This is a genomic window from Psychrobacter sp. JCM 18903 (assembly GCF_000586475.1).
Lineage (GTDB): Bacteria > Pseudomonadota > Gammaproteobacteria > Pseudomonadales > Moraxellaceae > Psychrobacter.
Genome location: NZ_BAWJ01000012.1, coordinates 106,980 through 115,178 on the forward strand (window position 1 = coordinate 106,980; position 8,199 = coordinate 115,178).

Here is an 8,199-nt window from a genome sequence, read left to right on the forward strand (position 1 = left end):
CTTCCATCTGTATCATATGTGCAATAAGCACCGATTCTTAGACATCATCAATAACTTCATTGTTTTTGATTCGGGTGTCAAAAAGACTTGCCGACACAATCAGTATTTCGGGATACAGGCGGCAAAAAAACACATTGCACAGCGCAAGGATGGGATTGTTTGGCATACCCAAGGCTCAGGCAAAAGCTTGACCATGGTTTGGCTGGCTAAATGGATACGGGAGAATGTCACCAATAGTCGCGTACTAATTATTACTGACCGTACCGAGCTTGATGAACAGATTGAAAAAGTCTTTTTTGGTGTCGATGAATCAATATATCGCACCAAGAGCGGTGCTGATCTTATTACCCAGCTAAATCAGCCTAACCCTTGGTTGCTCTGCTCCCTAGTTCATAAATTTGGGCGCGGCGGTGATGATGATAGCCTTGACAGTAAAGACACAGACGACTTTATAAAGGACATTCAAGCCAGCCTACCGTCAGACTTTAGCCTAAGGGCGATTTATTTGTCTTTGTTGATGAGTGTCACCGCACTCAGTCTGGCAAGCTGCACGGCGCTATGAAGGCATTATTGCCAGAAGCGATGTTTGTCGGTTTTACCGGGACGCCACTACTCAAAAAAGATAAGAAGAAATCTATCGAAGTGTTTGGTCCTTTTATTCATACCTATAAGTTTGATGAAGCAGTTGCTGACGGTGTGGTATTGGACCTCCTGTATGAAGCACGTGATATCGATCAACAGCTTACCTCCTCTAAGAAAGTCGATGAATGGTTCGATGCTCATACCCGTGGCTTAACCAATATTGCCAAAAGCCAGCTTAAGCAAAAATGGGGAACCATGCAGCGGGTTCTGTCTAGCCAGTCGCGCATAGAGTGCATCGTCAATGACATCTTGCTCGATATGCAGAAAAAGCCAAGGCTTATGGATGGTCATGGCAATGCCATGCTTGTGTGCAATAGTATTTATCAAGCCTGTAAATCTTATGAGCCTTTGAGAACTCTTTCTTGAAAGGCAAAGTGGCAATTGTGACCAGTTACTTACCGACTGCAGATAGCATCAAAGGTGAAGAAACTGGCGAAGGCATGACAGAGAAGCTTTTTAAATATCGAATCTATCGCAGAATGATTGCTGATTATTATGATATCAGCGAACAAGAAGCAGGTTCTAAGGCCGAGGACTTTGAAAAGTCAGTTAAAAAACGCTTCATCGAAGAACCAGGTCAAATGCGCCTACTAATAGTCGTCGATAAACTGCTAACAGGATTTGATGCCCCTTCTGCTACTTATCTATATATTGATAAAAAGATGGCTGATCATAACCTTTTTCAGGCTATTTGCCGGGTTAATAGACTCGATGGTGCAGAAAAAGACTATGGCTATATCATTGATTATCAGGATCTATTTCAGTCTTTAAACAGTACTATCTCTGACTATACGCAAGGCGCGTTTTCGGAATACGAAGATGAAGATATTGATGGGCTGTTAAAGAACCGCTTAACTGCGGCAAAACAAAACCTAGATGATGCCTTAGAGATGGCCAGAGGACTGTGTGAACCTGTTAAACACCCTAGAAATACACAAGATTATGGTGCTTACTTTTGTCCTAGCGAGGGCACGACTGAGGCTGAAAAAATAGAACAAGAACAGCTTAGACTCACCCTGTACAAAAGCGTCTCCAACTGATACGTGCTTATGGCAATATTGCCAATGAAATGGCGGAAGCGGGATATAACGATCAGGAGATCAAACGCATCAAAGATGATGTAAAGCACTTTGAGTCGGTTCGTAATAACATCAAGCTTATGAGTGGCGACCATATCGATATGAAAAGCTACGAGCCGACCATGCGTAGGATGTTAGACACTTATATTCATGCCACCCCTAGTGAGACGGTTATCGACTTTGAAGATTTAGGACTTATTGAGTTAATTGTCAATCAAGGGCCTGAAGCTTTAATCAAAGCCATACCTGAGGATATAGCGAGCAACCCTGAAAACGTCGCAGAGACCATCGAAAACAACGTGCGCAAAACGATTGTCGATGAAAACCCCGTCAACCCAAAGTACTACGAGCATATGTCTGCCCTACTCGATGAGCTCATTGAGCTACGCCGACAAAAAGCCATTGCTTACGCTGAGTACTTACAAAAAATACGCCAGCTAGCCTCTAAAGTAATTAACCCGACTGGCAGTGCAGGTGGTGACGCATACCCTGAGACCATTAACACCCCTGCTAAACGCGCACTATATGATAATTTGGATCAGAATGAAGACTTGGCAGATAAAGTTGATGCAGCTATTCGCCTCCATAAACAGGCTGATTGGCAAGGTCATCTAATTAAAGAGCGCAAGATTACAAATGCGGTGCATCAGGTCATCAAAGAATATGAAGTTGATACTGACTTAGAAGAGCTGATTAGTTTGGTGAAAGCACAACAGGAATATCAGTGATTATTAAGTCAGCCTTTATTAAAATTGGTGAGCTAGATATACATCTAACTCGCAAGGATATTAAAAACCTACATATCAGCGTGATGCCACCTGATGGACAGGTCAGAGTATCTGCACCTGATGCTATGACCGATACGGCCATTCGGATGGCTGTCATCCACCGTATACCCTGGATTCGGCGTCAGCAGGCTGCCTTTGCCAAGCAAGAGCGTCAATCTACAAGGGAGATGGTAAATGGAGAGACGCATTATCTTTGGGGCAAGCGTTACCGACTTCAAGTGATTGAGAGCGATACCCTCAAATCTCAGACGATCAAACTAAAGGGCGGTAAGCTTGTCCTAACCGTAAACACTGATGCCTCAGAGGAAGTAAAACTTAAGGTATTGACTGAATACTATCGTGGCCGACTAAAAGCTAGAGCACCCGATCTTATCGATAAGTGGTCAAAGAAAACTGACGTCACTATAAATAGCTGGCAGATCCAAAAAATGAAAACCAAATGGGGCAGCTGTAATATAGAGTCAGGCAATATAAGGCTTAACCTAGATTGGCCAAAAAACCACTGCCCTGTTTGGAATATATCATTTTGCATGAACTGCTACATTTCAAAGAAAGGCAGCACAACGATAGATTTAAAGCTCTACTCGACATTTACATGCCAGACTGGCGATCTAGACGAGATTTACTCAACCAAATGCCATTAAACCAGGAAAACTGGAAACATCAAAAATAGTGCTTCAACTAAAGACGAACACTTAGCTCAGGACCTCTACCTACTCTTCAGCATATAACGCCTTTAAACGAAAACAGTGTGGCTCATCAGTCATACTTGAACGGTAATAGATAGACGCATCATCATTAGATAACAACGATTCAACAGCTTCTGATATATAAGCAAAAGCTTCCAATGGTAAACTTTGGACGCTCTCCATTCCAATAAACAATGCTTTAGTATTGCGTGCTGTCGAAAGTTGATCCACAAGATTATGCGTTGTTACTTTTATTAAATCTGTTTCAGATTCACCTTTGGCACTTACTTGGATGAATTGAAATAAACTGCCACACTCAAACAGACTTTTGATATCTACCACATCTATACCAATAAAAGTACTTGCAGATTTTACATCAAGCATTCTAATGACCTCGTTTACTTCATCTGGCTGACATTTAACAACGCCTTCCATAATATCTAAGCGCTCAAAATCATAATCACCTATTTGCAAGCCTACTAAAAACCAAGCCCCTGACTTCTCTTTTAACCCTACTAGCGCCTCCTCATCCCAATCACCACTGATGATAAAGCAACCAATAGCAGACTTCGGGTAATAGTCCATGGTTTGTCGATATAGAACAGCACTAGGTGTGTCATCTATATATGAGTCATCTATATGGTATTTCATAGTTATATTCACTGATAATTAACGGTTTTTTAAGGTAGTCAAAAATATCAAGTTCTGACGAGAGTTAACGACTATAAAGCGCTTGCACAGTCTCAAAGGCATTCATCATCTAGCATCATTCTTTTATTAAGGTTTGAACTACACTCATGCTCATACATCCTTTTTGAAATCTCATTCAGTCCTATTTGGCGCTATTGTTGATCACTCAGTTGCTTTAGCATTTTTATAGTGTTTATATCGTAACTGCATTCAAAATACTGATCCAAAAGCTCGTTAAAAACACATTTTTTATTAGAGGACGCCAAAGTAAACAACGTAAGCGAAGAGTGTAATTTCAGCGTATCGATTGATCCGAATATTTCTAAAGCGCTTTTATTAGGATGCAACAATAGTAATTCAGCACACTCTCTCAACCGTGCTCCAAGCACATCGTGCTGCAAATACTCTTTTGCCTGTTCTAGACTCTCTATCGCAAAGCGCCGAGCCATTGTACTGCGCCCCAAGCCTTTCACCTGTGGAAAAATAAACCACATCCAATGTGTACGCTTACGCCCTTCAGTTAACTCTTTAATAACCGATGGATAAACAGTATTTTGCGCTTGGATAAAATCGTTGAATAAAGCTGTACTCATACCTCTCACCTTCTATATTCTTTGCTTTTTAAGTGATTACCTGGCAACGATGCTGACGAACTCATTCAAGCTATATTTATACTTAATACAACTACAAAACCATATATATCATACCCATCCAACAGTACTTAGGCTTATCGACAACTTCTGTACTATAGAAAATATGTTCATCCTCTACACCCTTATTATCAATAGTATCTGATATAACTTTGAACTCATCAAACGTAAAATGGCGGTTACTTTCAGTTTTAAACATCATATCTTTTATAGTAATATCTTTAGGAATCTGATCAATAATCTGACTGAGTACTTGGTCTGATTTAGACATTTCTAATGTGCTAGCTTGTATAAACTTAGCAGGTTTCGAAAAACTTAGCGCCTTTTTAATATCTGTAGGGTCGTTACCCATAAATTCGTTGAAAGTAGTTTCAAACAAATTCATGACGTTTTGCACTTCATCAAGCTGGCAAATAATAATGCCATCCACCACATCAAATTGCTTAATAGTTTTTTCAGTCGTTTGCAAACCGAGTAAGAACTCTGGCGCTGTTTTGAACCTCAGATCAATTAGTGATTTTTCATCCCAATTATCACTAATAAGAAAAAATCCATAACGAGATAAGTCATATTCGCTTATTTGTGGCGCGTACAACTTTGTAAAAGCAATATTTTTAATCCACAACTCATTATTGCGATACCTTTCAATAATGCCTATCGGTAACTGATCAACTAAATGAGCAGGGATATCTAACCCACGTAGCTGGGTTAGGTTAGCCAAGCTATCAGGAAGCTGTTCTATTTTTTCACTAATGACAATAAGCTCCTCTAACTGGCTGAACTGCCCTACTGACTCTGGTAAATGCTCAAGCGCTTCACAATTTAGCGTAAGATTGGTTAAGCTATATAAGTAGCCAATACTTTCAGGTAAATTGGTTAATTGGCTACAATCTATACTCAAGTCTGTTAACGCCAATAAATTAGCGTGATCACGTGGCAATACTTCCTCAGGAATCTTAAACTTGTCAGCCCATGCCCAAAGCTCTGTCATCCATGGCTTTATATCGTTGTTTCCGACTTTACTATTCAGTTCTGACATATAATAAGCTTCCTTATTTAGTTAAAAAAACTATTTACTTAGTAATTTATTATCGTTTAAAACTTTATAGTACCCATCGAGCTCTTTAATGATTTTATGTGCCATCTTACCGTTATGAATTTGTTCCCATGGTTCAGTTTTGGACCACCAATCATGTGGTTCAAAATTATACCAAGCGCACCAATAACCGCCCTTTGATTTATCTTCTTCTGCCTTTATATTTTCACTAGCAATGCCATTGCTAGCCTTACACTCAGCCAGAATTTTCTCATAATATTCATGGTCTTGGCTTACATCCTCATTAGCTATAAAAATACCTAGGTAAGGGCAATTAAAAACCGTTCCCCCAAAACCTAAACAAAATTCCAGAACACTTTCTTTGATATTAAATATAATTTGCTCTTCTCGGTTAACACCCTTTAGGTCGGTTTTAATCATTGAATAAGGTTTGCTTTTTTCTTCAATAATCGTGATTAGATCACGCTGTAACTTCTCAACGAGTTGCTTTTTCATTTCATGAGTACTTAAAGCTATTTTGATAGAGCTAGCAATACTCTCTTCGCTAAACGACATAACCTCTAATATCGACTTTGACTCATTCATATCCTCTATCCCCATAAACTGCTTTTGAATAAATTTAATTAGCTGTGCAAGAAACTCGCAAACGCTATGATTCTGACATTCGACTTGGCATGCTTTTAGCCAACCTAATAATTCGCTAAAACGAAGATGCGTAAATCTTTTCTTATCTGTTAAAGCTTTCAAATCATCAGCTTTGATACTATATTCACTTGGTCCGTTAACAGATTCATTCAGATATGCTAAATGCCAAGCTTTAGGATGTCTTTTTTCAAGCTCCTCGGCATAATCCTTTAACTGTTCAAACTGGTCTGCCGCATAAGGTTTGTTTTCAATACAAACACCGTAACTGTTATCACCCACCTGACATTGTAGATAAATATCCATACGGCGTAGGCTATTATTTCTTGATGTAACTTGCTCAACAAAAACCTTTGTTTTATCAATACTATCAAGAAAAACCTGCCATTCTGGAGCTTTGTACATATCAGGTAGGCAATGCTCAATAAATAATCTTAAAAAGGTTTCTTGCTGGGCATGACTGCCTTTTGGATCAAGCAAAGCCGCTAAGATACGACTAAGTCCTAATTCATCGGTATTGATATAATCAAAAGTATTAAAATCTGGTGAAAGCTGGCGACTATAAAGTGCTTGCGCCGTTTCTAAAGCTTGGACTTTTTGGCTGACTTCATTTATTAAAGTTTGGACTTCGCTCACAATTACGCTTCCTTATAATTTATTAATAGCTATTTAGTACATAGTATTTTACTAATGCTCATAAAGCTCCAGTCCACTCTTTAAACGCTCAAGAATCACTGTTTTAAGCTCATTTGGTTCTACCACCACTGCCAGCTGCGACATACTCACCAACCAATCTTGCAGACGAAGCGTATTAGCCACAGTAGCGCTGACTTGATTCCAAGTACTATCGATAACCGTAATCTGCTGACCTTGCGATAATGGACGCTCGAATAAGTGCTGACAGGCATATTTCTGTACCCTTAAAACCAGTTTGATCTGAACATTATCAGTAGGTTCTAACTTACCCAATTTATTCAAACGCTCTAATGAAAAAGCATTTCTCCCTACCCAATCAGGTACCACCTTATCTATAACTACTGCTTCAGTAATACGATTGACTGCAAAATTACGATGCGCTTTTAGCAGTACCTCATCATCGATATGATCATCAGTAGGATTAAAGCCTGTGAGGTAGATCATATTGTCAATAAAGATAAGTCCTTTGGGATAGATGACTCTTTCAGCAGAACTGCCATGCCATTTATTTTGATAACTTATTTTAAGTTGCAGTCTATTTAGCAGAGCTTGATGAATACTGGCCATCACATCATTATTGAGCGTCGGTGCCTGTACTATGCTTGGTAAGGTAATGAGATAATCTTGCCATTGTCCTAGCTTACTTTGATGGAAACCATCCTTGTTGTGCCGACCTAACTGGGTGAGCTTATCTGCAATACTTTGCTTAAAAGAGGTTGGTAAATAGTTTGCAGTGTATTTATCTAGCATCTCCCAAAAGAACACCGTTTGCTCATTGATAATATCGATATTGAAGCTCGGCTCAATATAAAAGCGTGCGGTCTGTCCGCTAATATTCTGCCTCCATGCTGGCACTCTCACTAATGCGTCACTATAAAAAATATCGTTAAATATTTGGTTTAAGGCAATCAGATCATTCTCTAAGTTTTTACGTTCATTAGCAAAATTATCTGAATCGTCACCATAACCAACCATAAGCTCTGTTAATGACATAGCATCAGCCTCACTCCGAGGCAAACATTGATATAAAGCAAATAGGCGTTCTGATTTTTTATAATTAGCGATTGGGTGTGTGGGCATATGGGTTTCTCAGTTAAATCGTTCAATGGTAAGTTTATAGCTTCATTATTAAAATAAATATTCAATCAAAACGAACCAAAATCGCGGTACCGTTATCATAAGCATCGCCCTCTGAATCATAGACCCGATTTTTAAGAGCGATTAGCCATTCCTGTAAATCTGTCTCCGCCCTGACAGGTTGCCAAT

Annotated in this window: 9 protein-coding genes and 1 pseudogene; 5 read left to right on the top strand and 5 right to left on the bottom strand. The window is 39.3% G+C overall.

The window, feature by feature from the left end:
* The first annotated feature begins 16 nt into the window (after positions 1 to 16).
* The 5 genes and pseudogenes from TT12_RS18470 to TT12_RS09805 all read left to right on the top strand — a co-directional run bounded on the left by TT12_RS18470 (position 17) and on the right by TT12_RS09805 (position 3,182).
* Positions 17 to 562, top strand: a complete 546-nt coding sequence (locus TT12_RS18470) for a DEAD/DEAH box helicase family protein (protein ID WP_279378868.1) — start codon at positions 17 to 19, stop codon at positions 560 to 562.
* Entirely contained in the window at positions 559 to 1,008 is a 450-nt protein-coding gene (locus tag TT12_RS18475) for a hypothetical protein (protein ID WP_279378869.1), read from the top strand. Before TT12_RS18470 ends, TT12_RS18475 begins: the two co-directional genes overlap by 4 nt.
* A 17-nt stretch (positions 1,009 to 1,025) precedes the next feature.
* A complete protein-coding gene (locus TT12_RS17360; RefSeq protein ID WP_243443575.1) occupies positions 1,026 to 1,682 on the top strand; it encodes a type I restriction enzyme subunit R domain-containing protein in 657 nt (218 codons plus the stop codon).
* A gap of 29 nt (positions 1,683 to 1,711) precedes the next feature.
* A complete protein-coding gene (locus TT12_RS17365; RefSeq protein WP_243443576.1) occupies positions 1,712 to 2,449 on the top strand; it encodes a hypothetical protein in 738 nt (245 codons plus the stop codon).
* Between the two features lie 125 nt (positions 2,450 to 2,574).
* A pseudogene (locus tag TT12_RS09805) lies at positions 2,575 to 3,182 on the top strand (M48 family metallopeptidase).
* Between the two features lie 40 nt (positions 3,183 to 3,222).
* On the opposite strand, the gene TT12_RS09810 reads toward TT12_RS09805, so the two are convergent.
* The 5 genes from TT12_RS09810 to TT12_RS09830 all read right to left on the bottom strand — a co-directional run bounded on the left by TT12_RS09810 (position 3,223) and on the right by TT12_RS09830 (position 8,013).
* Positions 3,223 to 3,783, bottom strand: a complete 561-nt coding sequence (locus tag TT12_RS09810) for a hypothetical protein (protein ID WP_045454374.1) — start codon at positions 3,781 to 3,783, stop codon at positions 3,223 to 3,225.
* Positions 3,784 to 4,040: 257 nt separating this feature from the next.
* Positions 4,041 to 4,481, bottom strand: a complete 441-nt coding sequence (locus tag TT12_RS09815) for a DUF1810 domain-containing protein (protein ID WP_045454378.1) — start codon at positions 4,479 to 4,481, stop codon at positions 4,041 to 4,043.
* 91 nt (positions 4,482 to 4,572) lie between these two features.
* Entirely contained in the window at positions 4,573 to 5,577 is a 1,005-nt protein-coding gene (locus tag TT12_RS09820) for a leucine-rich repeat domain-containing protein (RefSeq protein ID WP_045454381.1), read from the bottom strand.
* 30 nt (positions 5,578 to 5,607) lie between these two features.
* Positions 5,608 to 6,873 carry a PDDEXK-like family protein gene (locus TT12_RS09825; RefSeq protein WP_045454384.1) on the bottom strand — a complete coding sequence of 422 codons (1,266 nt, stop codon included), beginning with the start codon at positions 6,871 to 6,873 and terminating at the stop codon, positions 5,608 to 5,610.
* A gap of 51 nt (positions 6,874 to 6,924) precedes the next feature.
* Positions 6,925 to 8,013: a helix-turn-helix transcriptional regulator gene (locus TT12_RS09830; protein ID WP_045454387.1), complete on the bottom strand. Its 1,089-nt coding sequence runs from the start codon at positions 8,011 to 8,013 to the stop codon at positions 6,925 to 6,927.
* Positions 8,014 to 8,199: the final 186 nt, after the last annotated feature.